This window comes from Pseudomonas sp. LBUM1649, from assembly GCF_059716155.1.
Window position 1 is genome coordinate 3,156,068 of record NZ_CP166807.1, and the last position, 15,087, is coordinate 3,171,154.

Genomic DNA, 15,087 nt, shown 5'->3' on the forward strand with positions numbered 1-15,087 from the left:
AGCCTCTTACTGTTTGTGCGATTTCCCCAAAGCTTTGCCCACAAGCTGCTCGTAGAGTTCGGCGTAGGGTTCGACCGCCTTGCACCAGTTGAACGGTGCCGCCATCGCGCGGCAGCGCATGGCGTGCAGCAGGTCAGGGAAGGCGAAGACCTTGAACGCGCGGCTCAGGGCTTGCTGATAACTTTCCACTGTGGATTCATCGAACAGGAAGCCGGTCACGCCGTCTTCAATGGTGTCCGCCAGACCGCCGGTATTGCGCGCCACCGGCAACGAACCGAAGCGCTGGGCGTACATCTGGCTCAGGCCGCAAGGTTCATAGCGCGACGGCATCAACAGGAAATCACTGCCAGCGAACATCCGCCGGGCATCGGTTTCGTTGAAGCCGATGCGCACACCGATCTGCCCGGGAAAACGCAGGGCCAGTTCGCGCATGGCTTGCTCTTCTTCCGGCTCGCCACGGCCGATGATTGCGATCTGGCCGCCGGATTTGACGATGTATTCGGAGACCGCTTCGGTCAGGTCCAGGCCTTTCTGATAAACCAGGCGCGAGACCACGGCGAATAGCGGACCTTCGCTGTCTTGCAGGCCGAACAACTGGCGGACATGGGCGGCGTTGACCGCCTTGCCGTCCCAGTCGCCGATTTTGAAGGGGCAGAACAGGTGCGGGTCGGTGGCTGCATCCCAGCTTTCGTCGATGCCGTTGGGAATGCCGCTGAGCAGGCCTTGCTGGGTCTTGGCGGCAAGAAAGCCGTCGAGACCGCAGCCGAAGTCCGGGGTGGTGATTTCCTGGGCGTAGGTCGCGCTGACGGTGGTGATGTGGCTCGAATAGGCCATGCCGGCCTTGAGGAACGACATCTTGCCGTAAAACTCCATGCCCTCCTGTTGCAAGGCGTGTTGGGGAATGCCCAGCTCAGGGCAAGACCCCAGGCTCGTCACGCCCTGGTACGCCAGGTTATGAATGGTGAACAGGGTCGGCGTGCGCTGACCGCGCCAGTGCATATAGGCAGGGGCCAGGCCAGCCGGCCAGTCATGGGCGTGCACCAGGTCCGGGCACCAGTGGATTTGTGCGAGGTTGGCAGCGATATCGGCGGCCGCCAGACCCAGGCGGGCGAAACGAATATGGTTGTCCGGCCAGTCGCGGCCGTTGTTGGCGCCGTACGGCGAGCCTTCGCGCTCGTAGAGCTCAGGGCAGATCAACACATAAATGACCAGACCATCAGGCATGTCCATGCGCCCGATCTTGCACGGCGGGAGCGCCGCGTGACCGCCGAGTTCACCGATGATGTGAATCGGATTTTCACTGTGCATCACTTGCGGATAACCAGGGATCAGTACACGCACATCGTGCAGATGCGCCATGGCCCGTGGCAGCGCGGCGGAAACGTCGCCCAGGCCGCCGGTTTTCACAAGGTCGGCGATCTCGGAGGTGACGAACAACACTTTCTTCTTGTTGGGATTCTGACTGGCCACCGGTACCAGCGTCCGGGTACCGGTAACGCTGATCGGTTGAGCATTGGGAGCAGTCACGGCGCTCGATTCGCCGACCTGTTGATGAGCCAGCTCTCCCTGAACATCCAAAGCCGCACTAATCATATGAATCTCCCGTGTTGTTGATCTAATTCTTAGGTCTGGCAAACGGTGTTTCTTGGCCAGTGGGTGTGGCCGGGCGCAAAAGCGCTATGCATCGGCGAGCAAGCGCTCCCCAAATGCACTGAAGCAGAATGGGTGAATTAGCCATTGCAAGGATTGCACCAGTCGCAACGCACCTACCTTTCACTCGACCGGCCATGCGTGGCAAAAGTTTCGACTTTTTTTCCACTTTGTGACCGACCGGTCCCCCCCCGCGAAAATCAGTCTAGGCCAGAACTTAGAGCGGTAAAGCCCTAATGGCAAATTGTTCGACAATCGGTTCATTTAGGTACGAACGTGCCGGATACCGGTGCGAACGCACCGACGAAGTGCAGGTGCTTTTTGCACTTTGGCCCTGACAAGTCACTTGGCAGTCACATAAATGTGCGTAGCGTTGCGGCGCATGCGCACTGTTGTGGTGCGCTCAAAGGTCCCGCTTTTGGCCGAACCACTGCCTTACCGCCTGCCTGGCTGCCTTGTTATAGTTCGGGCTTCTTTTGCCCGGTAAAGGATCACTAGCATGTCTCAGTACACAGCGTTCAGCGTCGAACTGGTGGATAAGATCGCCCATGTGCAGATCAATCGCCCGGACAAAATCAACTCGATGAATGCTGCCTTCTGGACCGAGATCATCGAGATCTTCCAGTGGATCGACGACACCGACGAAGTTCGGGTAGTGGTGCTCAGTGGCGCTGGAAAGCATTTCTCCTCCGGCATCGACCTGATGATGCTGGCCGGCGTCGCCAATGAGCTGGGCAAGGACGTCGGACGCAATGCGCGCTTGCTGCGCCGCAAGATCCTCAATCTGCAGGCTTCCTTCAATGCGGTCGACAAATGCCGCAAGCCGGTGCTCGCGGCCATCCAGGGTTATTGCCTGGGCGGTGCCATCGACCTGATCGCCGCTTGCGACATGCGTTATGCCGCCGAAGACGCACAATTCTCGATCAAGGAGATCGACATTGGCATGGCCGCCGACGTCGGTACGCTGCAACGCTTGCCGCGGATCATCGGTGACGGCATGCTGCGTGAACTGGCTTACACTGGTCGCACTTTCGGCGCCGAAGAAGCACGGGGCATGGGTCTGGTCAATCGCGTTTACAGCGACACCGCCGGCCTGCTCGACGGCGTCATGGGCATTGCCCGGGAGATTGCGAGCAAGTCGCCGATTGCCATAACTGGCACCAAGGAGATGATCAGCTACATGCGCGATCATCGCATCGACGACGGCCTGGAATACGTCGCCACCTGGAACGCCGCCATGCTGCAATCCACCGATCTGCGCGTGGCCATGGCAGCCCATATGAGCAAACAGAAACCCGAATTTCTGGATTGATTGAAAAATGACTCCACGCTGGACCACGGCAGTACTGGACATCGACCAACCCGGCGGCTGGGCGGTAGCGCGCAGCCCCGAAGGTTTTTTGTTTGATGACAACGGCGCATTGTTCCCGCGCGAATGGCTCAAGCGCCAGGACCTGGCGATACTTGCAGAGCACGGCATCGGCCATCTGGATGGCGAACCCGTCTATCTGCTGGAGTTACGCGCCCACAGCGATGTGCCGGGCTGCACCTGGAAAGGCTTGCGCGCGTTCATGCTTGAGGGCGATCACACAGTGTTCAAGGTCCTGGGCTACGCCGCGCAGATCGGCACCTGGGCCCGCGAGCACCGTTTTTGCGGCAACTGCGGCCAGGCCATGACCCAGGTGCCGCGCGAGCGGGCGATGTATTGCCAGCCGTGTGATTTGCGCAGCTATCCGCGGATTTCCCCGAGCATGATCGTGCTGGTGACCCGTGGCGATGAGGTGCTGCTGGCACGCTCGCCACGCTTTGTCGCCGGGGTCTACAGCACGTTGGCGGGGTTTGCCGAACCTGGCGAATCGGCGGAGGATTGCCTGATTCGCGAGGTGCGTGAAGAAGTGCAGATTGAAGTGAAGAACATCCAGTACCTGGGCAGCCAGTGCTGGCCGTTCCCGCACTCGATGATGCTCGGCTTCCATGCCGAATACGCCGGTGGCGAAATTGTCTGCCAGGAGGACGAGATCGAAGACGCCCAGTGGTTCAATGTACACGAGCTGCCGCCGTTGCCGGCCTCACGCTCGATCGCCCGTTACCTGATCGACGTCTACGTGGCCCGGCGCTTAGGCCACGCTGAACCAGTGTTGCCAGGCTAACCGGACGGTCAGGCCCAGCACCACGGTGATGAACACCGGCCGAATGAACTTCGCGCCGCCGCTGATGGCGGTGCGAGCGCCGAAGAAGGCCCCGACCATCACCGACAAGCCCATGCTCAGGCCGATGATCCAGTCCACTTGCCCGGAAAACACGAACACCGACAGCGCCGCAATGTTGCTGACGAAGTTCATGCTGCGCGCCACGCCGCTGGCCTTCACCAGATCGATCGGGTACATCAGCAGGCTGCTGACGGTCCAGAACGCACCGGTGCCGGGACCGGCCACGCCATCGTAGAAACCGAGGCTGAAGCCTTGGGTCGATTGCCACTTTTTCCTGATCGGTGCGTCGCTGTCCAGCGGCGCTTTCGGCGTTCCACCGAACAATAGATAGAGGCCACAGGCAAACACGATCACCGGCAGCATCTTGTTCAACCATTCGGCTGGCAGGTAGTGAGCGACCACCGCACCGGTCAGCGCGCCGACCAGGGTGCCGACGATGGCGTGCGTCCACTGCCTGGGGTGGAACAACTTGCGGCGGTAAAAAGTGAAGCTGGCAGTGGCCGAGCCAAAGGTCGAACTGAGCTTGTTGGTGCCCAGCACCAGGTGCGGCGGCAGGCCAGCGGTCAGCAAGGCCGGCGTGGTCAACAGGCCGCCGCCGCCGGCGATGGCGTCGATGAAACCGGCAATGAAAGCGACAATGGCCAGGATGGCCAGGGTGGTGAGGTCAACGCTGAGTTCGAAAGGCATGGAATCGGCTTAATCGGCGGGTCGCAGAAAGGGCTGCGGGGAAGGGGCGGTATCTTACCCATATCCAGCCTTTGCGGCGACCTGTCCGGCGCCATCTCGAGCAAGCTTTGCTCCTACAGGTGCGTGGTGAACCTGTAGGAGCAAAGCTTGCTCGCGATGGCATCCTTCCAGGCGCTACATCACTTGGCCTGTTCAGCCAGGATTTGCGGGGACGTGTGGTTATGAATTTCGCTTAAACTGTTGCTGTACCAACAGCGCAGCAGCAAATTGCCTCAGAAGTACATGAACGATTGTAAGAGCAGCGCGTGACATGGCCGCGCGTGTTTCGGACTGGTACTTCACCAACGGCAATACCCCGGAAGGCATCAAGGCGCAAGTCGACGATATCCGGGCCAAGGCAGCCGCGAACAATCATTCGGTGAAAGTCGAGGTGAACGCGTTTGTCATCGCCCGTGACACCGAAGAAGAGGCGCGAGCGGTGCTGGCGCAGATCATCGATCAGGCCGATCCGGACGCGGTGAATGCCTTTGGCGATGCGGCGAAACAGGCGGCCAGGGCGTCACCCGAAGGCGAGGGCAATTGGGCCAAGTCGACGTTCGAAGATCTGGTGCAGTACAACGACGGCTTCAAGACCAACCTGATCGGTACGCCGCAACAGATCGCCGAACGCATCGTCGCATTGAAAGCGGTGGGTGTGGACCTGTACTGGCGGGGTTCCTGCACTTTCAGGAAGAAGTGGAGTATTTCGGCAAGCGGGTGTTGCCGTTGGTGCGGGAGCTAGAAGCTGAGCGCAGGTGAAAGCGCAAACCGCGGTCGCCTGAACACGACTGATCGTTCCCACGCAGAGCGTGGGAACGATCAGTGCTGGATTACAGACCGAGGTCCGACAGGCTCGGATGATCGTCAGGACGACGGCCCAGCGGCCAATGGAACTTGCGCTCGCTTTCCTTGATCGGCATATCGTTGATGCTGGCGAAGCGCCGGGCCATCAGGCCGTCCTCGTTGAACTCCCAGTTTTCATTGCCGTAGGAGCGGAACCAGTTGCCGGAATCGTCGTGCCATTCATAGGCATAACGCACGGCGATGCGGTTATCGGTAAACGCCCAGAGTTCCTTGATCAGGCGATAATCCAGTTCCTTGGCCCATTTGCGTGTCAGGAAGCCCTTGGCTTCTTCACGGTTGTTGGCGAACTCGGCGCGGTTTCGCCATTTGGTGTCCAGGGTGTAGGCCAGCGAAACACGTTCCGGATCGCGGGAGTTCCAGCCATCTTCGGCCAGGCGAACTTTCTCGATGGCTGACTCACGGGTAAATGGCGGCAATGGCGGACGAACTTCGGCGTTAGACATTTCATGTCTCCCAGGTAAATTAACGTTCAAGCAAGTTGTCGGTCTTAATCAAGTAGTTACAGGTCCAATAACTTCCGCGCCATGCATTGCGCATTATCGGCTGCACCGAGGTCACCCATGACAAGTGCGACGGTGATGGCCCCGTCGATCAGGATCAGCAGCTGCTTGGCCAGCGTCTGCGGATCTTCAGCGCCATATTCGGTACACAGCTCGCACACGTAGTCGAGCAGCTTCTGTTTATGGTCCCTGGCGACCAGGCGAACCGGATCCTGCGGATCGCCGGTTTCACCGCTGGTGTTAATGAACGCGCAGCCGCGAAAGCCATCGGAGGCGAACCAGGACGTGAGCACGGTAAAGAGGTTGAGAATACGCTCCGCCGGTGTTTGTGCCTGTCCGACTTCGCTTCTGTACCAGTGCATCCAGCGTCGGTCCCGGCGTTGCAGGGCGGCGACGGTCAGCTCCTCCTTGTTGGCGAAGTAGCGATAGATACTTTTTCTGGAGACGCCGGCGGTTTTCACCAAAAGATCCATGCCGGTGGCGGCAATGCCACTTTTGTAGATCAACTTTTCGGTGACATCCAGAATGATGTCGCGTGTGTCGTTGCTGGTTATTTCGTTCATGAGGCGAACAGTAGAACGAGCGTTCTCCTTGGTCAAGTAATTGTTTTTTCCTGATCGTTCCCACGCTCTGCGTGGGAATGCATCCCGTGACGCTCTGCGTCACATCAACGGCGGACGCAGAGCGTCCATGGCGGCATTCCCACGCAGAGCGTGGGAACGATCAGTGTGGTGGGAAGACCCAAACCCATCCATGGTGTAAGCTCTCGGGTTCTTCGGATTCGACCCATTGCGAGCCCTATGCCGTCGCTTTTCAAACGCTCCCTGCTGCCCAGACTGCGCAGTTTCCCGCTGACCGCCGATGCCGTCACCATCCTCTCTGGCGCCGCCGAGTTCCGTCGTTGCCTGCTGGAAAAAATCGCCAGCGCCACCCAGCGCATCTATATCGTTGCGCTGTACCTGCAACAGGATGAGGCCGGCCAGGAAATTCTCGATGCCTTGCACGCGGCCAAGCTGGCGCGTCCGGAACTGGACGTGGCGGTGGTCGTTGACTGGCTGCGCGCCCAGCGCGGGCTGATCGGTGCCGGCAAGCAGCCGGGCAACTCGGCCTGGTATCAGGAAATGACCCGCACCCACGAAAGCGTCGTGCCGGTGTATGGCGTGCCCGTGCAGACCCGCGAGCTGTTTGGCGTGCTGCACTTGAAGGGGTTTGTCATCGATGACTGCGTGATCTACAGCGGTGCGAGCCTGAACAACGTCTACCTGCACCAGTTCGACAAGTACCGCTACGACCGTTACCACCTGCTGCACAACCGCGCCCTGGCCGACTCGATGCATCACCTGGTGCAACACGGCCTGGTCGCTTCCAAGGCGGTGCATCGCCTGGACCTGCCGAACCTGCCGACCACCCGCAGCCTGCGCAACGACATCGGCGACCTGCGTAGCCGTCTCAAGCACGCGGCCTACGACACTACCGAGGGCACTACGGACAAGGGTGGCCTTTCGGTCAGCCCGTTACTGGGCGTAGGCAAGAACAACCCATTGAGCCGGGTGATCGGCGAGCTGATCGGCTGCGCCCGGCAGCAGCTGACCATCTGTACGCCGTACTTCAACCTGCCCTTGGCCGTGACCCGGGAAATCAACCGGGCGCTGGCCAGGGGTGTGAAGATCGACATCGTGGTCGGTGACAAGACCGCCAACGATTTCTACATTCCGCCGAGCGAACCGTTCAAGGTGATCTCGGCCCTGCCGTATCTCTATGAGATCAGCCTGCGCCGCTTCGCCAAGCGCCATCAGCGCAACATCGACAGCGGCCAGTTGAACCTGCACCTGTGGAAGGACGGCGACAACACCTATCACCTCAAGGGCATGTGGGTCGATAAGCGCTACACCTTGCTGACCGGCAACAACCTCAACCCGCGGGCGTTTCGTCTCGACCTGGAAAACGCCTTGCTGATCGATGATCCGCACAACGAACTGCTGGAACCGCGCCGCACCGAGCTTGCGCAGATTTTCCAGCACACCCGGCGCATCGAGCGATATCAGGACCTGCAAACCCTGCCGGATTACCCGGCGGGGGTGGCGAAATTTCTCAAGCGGGTGAGCAGGGTGAGGATTGAGCGGTTGCTCTACCGCATCCTTTAAAAACTGTAGCGCGGCCGCTGACGCATCGCGAGCAAGCTCGCTCCCACAGGGTTTAAGGTCGATCACGTAATTGTGCTTCGACTCAGAAACCTGTGGGAGCGAGCTTGCTCGCGATGAGGCCCGTTCGGCCGCTACATTACTCAGTTCAACCCAAGCTTGCCCCGCAGCGTCGACAAATCTTCAGCCAGGGTATTCACCGGCCCGACCAGCGCCTTGCGATCGTTTTCCTTCACCTTGTCGTAGGTCTCGAAACCGCCGCCCTGAGTTTTGTACTTGGCCAGGATGGTATTCACCGTGGCGAAGTTTTTATCGACCTTGGCAACGAACGCCGCGTCCTGTTTCTCGATCTGCGCACGGAACAGGTCGACGATTTTTTTTGCCCCGTCGATATTGCCCTGAAAGTCATAGAGGTCGGTGTGGCTGTAGCGGTCTTCCTCACCGGAGATCTTTGTCGCTGCTACTTCTTCAAGCAGGTCCGCGGCACCGCCGACGACTTTTTCCGGCGGGAAGGTCAGGCCGGCGACGCGGGTTTGCAGGTCTTCGACGTCCTTGTTCAAGCCATCGGCGAGTTCACCCAGGCCTTGGGTGCTGTTTTGCGAGAACAGTGAGTACTCGATGCGGTGAAAACCGGTGAAGTCTTCGGCCGTCACGCCTTGTTCGTGGTCATCGACCCGGGAGTCGATCGATGCATCCAGGTCACTGAACAACTCGGCGATCGGTTCGATCGACTCGTAGTAGACGCGAGTCGGGGCGTAGAGTTTTTTCGCCGTCGCCAGGTCACCTTTTTTCACCGCCTCGGTGAATTGCCGGGTGTGACTGGCCAGTTCATCCAGTTGTTCGGTGACATAGATCTTGTAGTCCGAAATCGGCTGCACCAGTTCCAGCGGCGCCGTTGCCGCCAATGCCGCAAGCGGGGTGTTGAGCATGCCTAGGGTCAGCAATAACGCAAGTGGCGACTTTTTCATGGGGCGGTTCCGTCTGGGGTGTGGTGGTCAGGCTGTTGTTTTGGGTTGAGTGGCTTCAAGCAGCGAGCGGCCAATGAAATCCTGGTCGCCCGTCACACCCGGCAGGCTGAAGAAGTACCCGCCGCCGACCGGCTTGAGGTATTCCTCCAGCGGTTCGCCGTTGAGTCGGGTTTGCACGGTGATGAAGCCTTTCTCCAGGTCGGCCTGGTAACAGATGAAGAGCAACCCCATGTCGAGTTGCCCGTTCTTGTTCACACCGTTGGAGTAGTTGAATGGCCGGCGCAGGATCAGGTTGGCCTGGGTCGCGGCGGTGCGCGGGTTGGCCAGGCGGATATGTGCGTCGAGCTTGGTCAGCTTGCCTTGCGGGTCTCTGGTGTAGTCCGGAACTTCGGTTTCATGCTGGCCACCCATGGGCGCCCCGGTACTTTTGACCCGGCCGAATATGCTTTCCTGCTCCTGCAGCGGAGTGCGATCCCAGCGCTCGACGAAGTTGCGGATGATCCGCACGGCCTGATAGCTGCCGTTGGCTGCCCAGGCCGGTTCGTCGTTGCCGGGCTGGACCCAGACGATGCTGTTCATGGCTTTGCCATCGCTCGAGTCGGGGTTGGCCGAACCGTCGCGAAAACCCAGAAAGTTGCGTGCGCTCTGTGCCGGTACGCCGGGTTTGGCCGGGGCCTGGGGCGGCACGCTGCCTTCCTGCTTCCAGCGCACCAGGAGCAAGTCCGGCAGGTTTTTCACGATGTCGCGCAGGGCATGGATGTTGGTATCGGTAGTGTTGGCGCAGAACTGCAGGCTCAGGTCGCCGTGGCAGCAATCGGCATCCAGCGCATCGTTGGGGAAGCCGACCATGCGGATCAAACGCTTGGGTTTGACGTCGCTCAGGCCGAAGCGCTCGTCGAACAGCGATTCGCCCACTGACACGGTGATGGTCAGGTTATCTGGAGTGACCACCGGCCCCAGAATTCCCGAATCCACCGGTGGCAGTTTTGGATCGACCTGAATCACCGGACCGCCCTTCATCAAGAACGCGATGCGTTCGTTGAGGGTGCGAAACAGCCGCTCCAGGTCCTCGCGATCGCTGGCCAGTACATCAAACGCTACCAGCATGCCGGACGCCGGGCGTGGCGTGACGATGCCGCTCTGGTGTTTGCCATGGAATTCATGACGGTCTTCGGTGCGGTCGCTACTCGGCGCCTCGGTCACCTGCGCGGGGCTGGCGGCCATGGCCGGGCAGCTCAATGCCGAACCGGCCAGTGCGACACCGGCGGCGCCCATGCCCATCAGTACCCGGCGGCGCTGATGGTTGAATTGCTCTGAATCGTTCATTTGAAAGTCGTCTTCTGCTTACAGGCCGGAAAGGCCAAGGGCGGGATCGATGCCATCGAGTGCGGAGGCCAGTGCCTTGGCCTTCTCGGCAATCTGTTGGCGTTGCTCGGCGCTGACGCTGTCGTAGCTGGCATAACCGGCGTCGACCTTGAAACAGGCGAGTTCGGCATCGAGGTCGGCAAGAGCCCTGTCGATTTTCGCCAGCAGAGGCGTGGCGGACTTGGTCAGCAATGGGCGCAGTAGCTCGACGACCTTGCGGCTGGCGTCAAGGTTGCCGGCGAAGCCGTTGAGGTCGCTGTGGCTGTAGCGCTCTTCTTCGCCACTGCTGGCGCGCACTTGGGCGATGTTGTCGAGATTGCGCACCATGATGTTCACCAGTTGCTCCGGCGCCAGCGACTGGGCCAGTAACTGTTGCTTGAGGGCGCTAACGTCTGTCAGCAGGCGTTGGGCAACCGGTGCCAGGCCGTCGAGGTTGCGTTGTTGGAACAACGCATATTCGATGCGATGGAAGCCAACGAACCCCGGGTCCTGTTCGCGTTTTTCGAAGTAGTCGGCACGGGCGTTGATCGCGTTGTCCAGTTGCGCCAGGCGTTGAGCGGCGGGCGCCACGCGCTGATAAGCGGCGCGAGCCGGTAGGTACATCGCCTGCGCCTGGGGCAGATCGCTGGCTTCGATGGCTTGCTCAAGGGCAGTAACCGCCTTGATCAGCGCCGAGCCCTGGCTGCTCAGGTATACGCGGTACTCCGACAGCGGTCCCACAAAAGCCAGCATGGCAGGTTGGGCCTTGGCGGCGGCATCGGACGCCGCCGTCGGGGTGACGTGCAGTGTGCCGCGTGGGTTGCTCAGCAAGCCGCAGGTGATCGTGTAATCGCCGGGCAACAGGTTGGCGTTGATCACCTGGCTCAGCCCGGGCGCGATGTTTTCTCGTTCCTCGATCACCAGTACGCCATCAAGAATTTCCCATTCGACGGCGCGATCAGAGCGGTTGACGATACGAAAACTGGCGCGTCCAGCCGGCACCGTCAGGGCGTTCGGCTCACAGCTGTGGGAGGCGATGGTCACCAGCACCTGGTCATGGTTGGCCTGGCGCTTGGTCGCGGCCATTTGCGCGGCATAGTAGAACAGGCCGCCGGCGGCGATCATTACGATCACTGAACCGGCTACGGCCCAGCGCAAGGCTCGGGGTGGGGTTTGATCTGGCATGGTTGCCCTTACTGACTGGAAGCGGATGAATGGGCTAACCCTGTAGGAGCGAGCATGCTCGCGAAAAAGCAAAGGGCGCCGTTGGGCATCTGGATTTACGCGTTATCGTTGACGACCATCGCGAGCATGCTCGCTCCTACAGAAGCTCTGGGCCGGGTAGAAGAACATCGCCAGAGCCACCAGTAGATAAATCAGGTAGGCGCCGAGGGTGCTGACGGTCGGAGCGTCCTGGTAACCGAACATTCCGGCCAGCACCGAACCCAGCGGGCCGTCTATTGGCAGCGTGGCGCTGAAGTCAAAGAGCACGGTCTGCAAGTGATTCCAGAGCCCGGCTTCATGCAGCGCCTGCACCGAGTTGGCAAGGATTCCCGCCGCCACCACCAGGATGAACAGACCGGTCCAGCGGAAAAACGCGCCGAGATTGAGACGCATGCTGCCGCCGTAGATCAGGAAGCCGACGACGATGGCCAGCACCAGACCGAGAAGGGCACCCAACGGTGCCGCCGGGCCTGCGCTTTGCTGGAACACTGCGAGCAGGAAGAACACCGTTTCCAGACCTTCGCGGGCCACGGCGAAAAACACCATGGCGATCAGCGCAATCAACTGGTGCCTGGACCCGGCAAGTGCGTTATCGAGGGAAACGTGCAGCGAGTGCTTGATCGAACGCGCGACTTTGCGCATCCAGAACACCATGGAACTGAGAATGCCGACCGCCACCAGGCCGACCACGCCTTCAAACAGTTCCTGTTGCTTCTGCGGAAACTCGGCGCTGACCAATTCCAGGCCACCGCCCACCAAGAGCGCGAGGGCGGCGGCGAGGAAAACCCCGACCCACACCCCGGGCATCCATTGGCCACGGCCGGTCTGCTTGAGGTAACTGGCGATAATGCCAACGATCAACGCGGCTTCAATGCCTTCGCGCAGCATGATCAGAAAAGGGACGAGCATTCAGCACCGTGGGGAATTAGATAGGGTGCTAAGTTGTAACATAATGACACTCATTCCCATATGGGATTGATTGACAATTACCTGAACCTAAGCTGAACAATCTTGAAGATGTCTCGCCTTCGGGCTTTTGAACGGCTCCGTTGCTTGCCGACGAAGGCGTCTTATCGGACAAACATCATGCGCGGGCAAGTCGGATCGCAGCACCGCCCGCTCCCAACCGGGTTACTTACCGATTCAGGTCAGGCAGGTTTGACCGATCCACCGGCCGCCACGCCCGCGACAATCTTGTCCGCTGCCTTGGTCGCTGTCACCATTAAAAGTACCTCTCTAAAGCCGACGGCGCTGACGAGCTCCACTCCATCCCCGACAAAACTCCTTGGTTGGAAAATGCTGCCACCCGGCTTCGGGTAGCGCTGTTGCTCTATAGACAACCGCCTACACGTCTGTGAAAACCAGGTGGGGTTGGCGAGTGCGTGAGTTGATCACATATCTGTGCGCGGGTTTGCCATTGAAGGCGTCTTCAATAACGTCAATACCGCCACGACGACTCGTCGTGAACTCTGTTCGACGTTGCCAGGCACTACCCGCCGTAATTAGCGAGCGAGCACCCGCTTGAAAAAAGTGCACAAAAACACAGGATTTGTCGAAATCCTTTAAACATCCCAAGCTATTGAAACAGCGTAACAAAATCGAAAGCTGCAACGCGTCCGTAAAATTTCAGAGTTTTGTCCCACTATCACGTAGGAAAAAGACCACATTCGTATGGGAAGTTTCATGGCGTCGTTCAATTGTAAAATAAAACCGCACGAGCATAATAAGCAAATGCCCAAAATTGTCTCGAATGCGGAGCTTATTCTTAAGTATTGCTATGAAGTGGAAGATTTTAAGGCGGCGATGAAAGCGACTTGCAGGGTTGGTGGAATGCGGGCATCGCACAATCTGAACGGTCTGATCATGATGAAAATGTATTCCAATCGCAGATGCCGAGGATGCCGTAATACGTAACAGAAACGCAAAAAACGCATCTTGAATGGGATGGGTCATGTTGCGCCATAGAAGCGGATTTCTAGTCTGACTGAATCGCATCATGCAAAAAAATGCAGAGGAGTCGCTCGCCGTTTTGATTGATACAAAAGTCCCTGGCTACAGCGATCCTGTAATAAAAAGATCATTTTATAGATGGCGATTGCGTTCCGGTTTGCAGGGGCGCCACCAATAAATGGTGGTGACTCAGACTTCATTGCTCATTTACCTTTTCGACGCGAAGGAGATATGAAGAAATGAAATATCCAAGAGAAACGAGTGTAGGAAATGTGTTGTCAGGCTGGAATCATCTGTCGGTTGTCGGCCCAGTACACATTCAGAACTCCTCTGGCGCACGGATTCAACTCGCCAGCGGAGAGTGGCATGATGATTATATAATGGGGTGGGGTTCGTGCCTTTTAGGGCACGATAGCGCTATTATCAAAGATTCTATAATTCGCTCTATGTCGCAAGGCTTTCTTCAACAGTACGAAACGGAAAAGCATAGGCTGCTGAGCGAAAAATTTTGCTCTGTTGTGCCGTGCGCAGAGAAATTACGATTAGTCAATTCTGGCCTTGAAGCCACTATGTATGCCACTCGCATAGCCCGCGCCGTAACTGGCAAACTTATAATTTTAAAGTTTGAGGGGCACTTCCATGGGCTTAATGACTCTTTGACTTGGAATGTCGATTCTTCTCCACGCTCGGGTCAAGTGCTGGACAGCGGGGAGTTGGAGCGTCTATCAGGGACCGTCGGAATTCCAGAGGAATACGGCATTCTAACTGTTCCAATACCATGGAACGATTTAACTGCCGTACAGATAGCGTTTGAACGACACAAGGATAATGTAGCAGCTGTTATTCTCGAACCCGTGTCCTTGAATATTGGTTGCATAAGACCGGACGATGGGTTTCTACAGGAATTACGGGCACTTACTAGTCAACATGGCGCTTTACTGATCTTTGATGAAGTGTTGACCGGGTTTCGTGCCAACCTCGGCGGGGCTCAGAAAGACTTCGATGTCATACCGGACATTGCGACATATGGTAAAGCGTTTGGATGCGGCATGCCGATCGCCGGAATTGCCGGTAGAGCCGAGTACATGGACATCATCGCGCCCCGAGGGCCTGTTCAGATTAGCGGTACCAATACCGGGCGTTATCTCTCGGTGTCAGCTGCTCTCGCAGTTATCGAGCACTTAGCGGACGGTGCTGTATTTCGATATGTCGCCGCATTGGAGTCTCGACTAAAAAATGGTTTGAGGGATATTTTCAACAAGCACCGAATACCCTGCTACCTCGACAGTTATGGTGGAAGGATCGGCGTTCATATTGGTGCCTACGAGCGCCCTCGGACAATGAAAGAAATAGAACAGTTCTATCCTGTAGAGTTCGCTAGAAAATTATTTTACCTTCTGTCCAAGGAATACCATCTGTACGGCATTTCTAATGCCTCTTGGTTTTTGTCCAGAGCCCGTGACTTTATCGGCTGCCCATACTCCCAAGATGATCGAGGATGCGTGTGAGC

12 protein-coding genes and 1 pseudogene are annotated in these 15,087 nt (G+C 58.3%); 5 read left to right on the top strand and 8 right to left on the bottom strand.

Translation table 11 applies throughout. The features are described from left to right. Positions 1 to 6 precede the first annotated feature (6 nt). The gene (gene glgA, locus ACA058_RS14635; RefSeq protein ID WP_497639707.1) at positions 7 to 1,593 is read right to left on the bottom strand and encodes a glycogen synthase GlgA; all 1,587 of its coding nucleotides are present in this window, start codon (positions 1,591 to 1,593) and stop codon (positions 7 to 9) included. Between the two features lie 556 nt (positions 1,594 to 2,149). Here glgA and ACA058_RS14640 point away from each other — a divergent pair. Both ACA058_RS14640 and nudC read left to right on the top strand, forming a co-directional pair. Then, positions 2,150 to 2,962 (top strand): crotonase/enoyl-CoA hydratase family protein, encoded by an 813-nt coding sequence (locus ACA058_RS14640; RefSeq protein WP_497639708.1) that lies wholly within the window; start codon positions 2,150 to 2,152, stop codon positions 2,960 to 2,962. A gap of 7 nt (positions 2,963 to 2,969) precedes the next feature. Next, positions 2,970 to 3,800, top strand: a complete 831-nt coding sequence (gene nudC, locus ACA058_RS14645) for an NAD(+) diphosphatase (protein ID WP_497639709.1) — start codon at positions 2,970 to 2,972, stop codon at positions 3,798 to 3,800. Here the strand turns inward: nudC and ACA058_RS14650 are convergent. After that, positions 3,768 to 4,547: a TSUP family transporter gene (locus tag ACA058_RS14650; protein ID WP_497639710.1), complete on the bottom strand. Its 780-nt coding sequence runs from the start codon at positions 4,545 to 4,547 to the stop codon at positions 3,768 to 3,770. The two genes, nudC and ACA058_RS14650, sit on opposite strands and share 33 nt — an antisense overlap. Positions 4,548 to 4,842: 295 nt before the next feature. Here ACA058_RS14650 and ACA058_RS14655 point away from each other — a divergent pair. Beyond that, positions 4,843 to 5,345 (top strand): annotated as a pseudogene (locus tag ACA058_RS14655) (LLM class flavin-dependent oxidoreductase); the annotation flags it as partial. 71 nt (positions 5,346 to 5,416) lie between these two features. On the opposite strand, the gene ACA058_RS14660 reads toward ACA058_RS14655, so the two are convergent. Together ACA058_RS14660 and ACA058_RS14665 are read right to left on the bottom strand one after the other, a co-directional pair. Beyond that, positions 5,417 to 5,893 (bottom strand): nuclear transport factor 2 family protein, encoded by a 477-nt coding sequence (locus tag ACA058_RS14660; protein WP_497639711.1) that lies wholly within the window; start codon positions 5,891 to 5,893, stop codon positions 5,417 to 5,419. A 56-nt stretch (positions 5,894 to 5,949) separates the two neighbouring features. Further along, on the bottom strand, positions 5,950 to 6,513 hold the full coding sequence (locus ACA058_RS14665) for a TetR/AcrR family transcriptional regulator (protein ID WP_497639932.1): 564 nt from the start codon (positions 6,511 to 6,513) through the stop codon (positions 5,950 to 5,952). A 237-nt stretch (positions 6,514 to 6,750) separates the two neighbouring features. On the opposite strand from ACA058_RS14665, the gene pssA reads away from it, so the two are divergent. Beyond that, the gene (gene pssA / locus ACA058_RS14670; RefSeq protein ID WP_497639712.1) at positions 6,751 to 8,094 is read left to right on the top strand and encodes a CDP-diacylglycerol--serine O-phosphatidyltransferase; all 1,344 of its coding nucleotides are present in this window, start codon (positions 6,751 to 6,753) and stop codon (positions 8,092 to 8,094) included. A gap of 140 nt (positions 8,095 to 8,234) precedes the next feature. Here the strand turns inward: pssA and efeO (ACA058_RS14675) are convergent, their stop codons facing one another. The 4 genes from efeO (ACA058_RS14675) to efeU all read right to left on the bottom strand — a co-directional run bounded on the left by efeO (ACA058_RS14675) (position 8,235) and on the right by efeU (position 12,536). Beyond that, complete coding sequence (gene efeO, locus ACA058_RS14675; RefSeq protein WP_497639713.1) at positions 8,235 to 9,059, bottom strand: iron uptake system protein EfeO; 825 nt, start codon at positions 9,057 to 9,059, stop codon at positions 8,235 to 8,237. Positions 9,060 to 9,086: 27 nt separating this feature from the next. Next, the gene (gene efeB / locus ACA058_RS14680) at positions 9,087 to 10,385 is read right to left on the bottom strand and encodes an iron uptake transporter deferrochelatase/peroxidase subunit (RefSeq protein WP_497639714.1); all 1,299 of its coding nucleotides are present in this window, start codon (positions 10,383 to 10,385) and stop codon (positions 9,087 to 9,089) included. An 18-nt stretch (positions 10,386 to 10,403) separates the two neighbouring features. Beyond that, complete coding sequence (gene efeO / locus ACA058_RS14685) at positions 10,404 to 11,588, bottom strand: iron uptake system protein EfeO (RefSeq protein ID WP_497639715.1); 1,185 nt, start codon at positions 11,586 to 11,588, stop codon at positions 10,404 to 10,406. Between the two features lie 102 nt (positions 11,589 to 11,690). After that, entirely contained in the window at positions 11,691 to 12,536 is an 846-nt protein-coding gene (gene efeU, locus ACA058_RS14690) for an iron uptake transporter permease EfeU (protein ID WP_497639716.1), read from the bottom strand. 1,280 nt (positions 12,537 to 13,816) lie between these two features. On the opposite strand from efeU, the gene ACA058_RS14695 reads away from it, so the two are divergent. Beyond that, positions 13,817 to 15,085: an aspartate aminotransferase family protein gene (locus ACA058_RS14695; RefSeq protein ID WP_497639717.1), complete on the top strand. Its 1,269-nt coding sequence runs from the start codon at positions 13,817 to 13,819 to the stop codon at positions 15,083 to 15,085. Positions 15,086 to 15,087: the final 2 nt, after the last annotated feature.

Bases quoted from the DNA above. Each gene is read 5' to 3' on its own strand.
- glgA (WP_497639707.1), bottom strand. From the start codon at position 1,593: ATGATTAGTGCGGCTTTGGATGTTCAGGGAGAGCTGGCTCATCAACAG.
- ACA058_RS14640 (WP_497639708.1), top strand. From the start codon at position 2,150: ATGTCTCAGTACACAGCGTTCAGCGTCGAACTGGTGGATAAGATCGCC.
- nudC (WP_497639709.1), top strand. From the start codon at position 2,970: ATGACTCCACGCTGGACCACGGCAGTACTGGACATCGACCAACCCGGC.
- ACA058_RS14650 (WP_497639710.1), bottom strand. From the start codon at position 4,547: ATGCCTTTCGAACTCAGCGTTGACCTCACCACCCTGGCCATCCTGGCC.
- ACA058_RS14660 (WP_497639711.1), bottom strand. From the start codon at position 5,893: ATGTCTAACGCCGAAGTTCGTCCGCCATTGCCGCCATTTACCCGTGAG.
- ACA058_RS14665 (WP_497639932.1), bottom strand. From the start codon at position 6,513: ATGAACGAAATAACCAGCAACGACACACGCGACATCATTCTGGATGTC.
- pssA (WP_497639712.1), top strand. From the start codon at position 6,751: ATGCCGTCGCTTTTCAAACGCTCCCTGCTGCCCAGACTGCGCAGTTTC.
- efeO (WP_497639713.1), bottom strand. From the start codon at position 9,059: ATGAAAAAGTCGCCACTTGCGTTATTGCTGACCCTAGGCATGCTCAAC.
- efeB (WP_497639714.1), bottom strand. From the start codon at position 10,385: ATGAACGATTCAGAGCAATTCAACCATCAGCGCCGCCGGGTACTGATG.
- efeO (WP_497639715.1), bottom strand. From the start codon at position 11,588: ATGCCAGATCAAACCCCACCCCGAGCCTTGCGCTGGGCCGTAGCCGGT.
- efeU (WP_497639716.1), bottom strand. From the start codon at position 12,536: ATGCTCGTCCCTTTTCTGATCATGCTGCGCGAAGGCATTGAAGCCGCG.
- ACA058_RS14695 (WP_497639717.1), top strand. From the start codon at position 13,817: ATGAAATATCCAAGAGAAACGAGTGTAGGAAATGTGTTGTCAGGCTGG.